General features: G+C 55.7%; 2 protein-coding genes. Both read left to right on the top strand.

Going from position 1 to position 1,381, the window contains the following annotated elements; genetic code table 11:
* The first annotated feature begins 77 nt into the window (after positions 1-77).
* Entirely contained in the window at positions 78-344 is a 267-nt protein-coding gene (locus tag RMSM_RS34760; protein ID WP_008708819.1) for a zinc ribbon domain-containing protein, read from the top strand.
* Entirely contained in the window at positions 341-1,156 is an 816-nt protein-coding gene (locus RMSM_RS34755; RefSeq protein WP_052031947.1) for a biotin--[acetyl-CoA-carboxylase] ligase, read from the top strand. The genes RMSM_RS34760 and RMSM_RS34755 overlap by 4 nt, the downstream gene beginning before the upstream one ends.
* Positions 1,157-1,381: the final 225 nt, after the last annotated feature.

Here is a 1,381-nt window from a genome sequence, read left to right as displayed (position 1 = left end):
TAAACGACTTGTATGGTTCTTCGATTCCCCGCTGGTTTTGAGATACCGGTGGGTTCCTCGATTGTTGCGGCACCGAAGTGAAAGATGATTCAACCTTTGCTTGTCCCCACTGCGGCGCCGAGTTGCCTGCTCGGGCGAAATTTTGCCGGCATTGCGGCAGCAGTGACGAGGATGGCTGGAAGACTGAATCGGACGAACTCGATGCGGACGATGACTTTGACTATGACGAGTATGTTCGCGAAGAGTTTTCCGAAAATACCGTTGTCAGTTCAAAATTGAAAACGTGGCAAATTGTGGTGATTCTGTTGATCTTGGGGTCGATGAGTTTGTGGGTGCTCGGATGATCCAGACGGATCCAGAGGTGGACCCCAGCGGTGTGCGAGTGATCAACTCGCTGTTAGGCGATCGTGTTTGCGGGTCTGCGGTGTATCGGTACAGCACAGAGTCGACGAATTCCGATGCGCTCGTGGAATTAACGCAAGACGCTGTGGCGCGTGACCATCTTCCGCGTTTGTACATTGCCGATCGTCAAACCGCAGGCCGAGGACGACAAGGAAACACTTGGGTTAGCCGTGACGATGCGTTGACGTTTTCGTTGACCGTTGCGTGCGACTTGCTTGCCGCCGACCGGCGAGGGTTGTTGTCGTTGGCGGCGGGGCTAGCCACGGCACGGGCTATCGAATTTTTGTTGGCCCCCGTCAAAGCGTATTTGAAGTGGCCCAATGACGTTTATTTAGCAGGTGGTAAAGTCGCAGGAGTGTTGATCGAGACCAACCAAGCGATGGCCGACCGCGTGGTGATTGGAATTGGGGTCAACATAAATGAGCAACCGAAGATTGATACTCCCGGTGCCGTATCGCCGCAGTCGTTGTTTTCGGCGACCGGACGCAAAGCATCGCGGTTTGAGCTACTCGACTCCATCGTTCGCGAATTAGTAGCGATGGTTGAGGCGATCCAGGATTCGCCCGCCGAGGTGCTGGCTGAATTTCGGTCGCGTTGTTTATTAACAGGCAAAGTGATCGCGTTTCGCGATCGTGGGGTCGGCAATGAAGGCACGGTCGAGGGCATCGCCGAGGACGGTTCGTTGCTAGTGCAGACCGCAGGCGGCCTTCGTCGCTGTGACAGCGGCGAAGTCCGCCTCATCCGCTTCCGCTAGCGTCACTCGCCCTTTCACATGGGGACTCACATGGGGATGTTCACATGGGGACAGAGCCCATTCTGTGGGGGTTGACTTTTGATCAGGCCAGGCGAAGGATTGAACATTGGTCGGTTGCCCCCGTTCCTGCTGCCTTTTTGTGAGGTGTGATGATGTCACGCTTGGCCCGCTCGGAAGTCTTTGATCCCGACGAAGTCGCCATCGCTCACGTCTGTAGTCGGACGG

Source organism: Rhodopirellula maiorica SM1 (assembly GCF_000346295.1).
GTDB classification, from domain to species: Bacteria; Planctomycetota; Planctomycetia; order Pirellulales; family Pirellulaceae; genus Novipirellula; species Novipirellula maiorica.
This window is presented reverse-complemented; position numbering and strand designations above follow the sequence as displayed.

Coding starts and splice junctions, on each gene's coding strand:
- RMSM_RS34755 (WP_052031947.1), top strand. CDS start 341: ATGATCCAGACGGATCCAGAGGTGGACCCCAGCGGTGTGCGAGTGATC.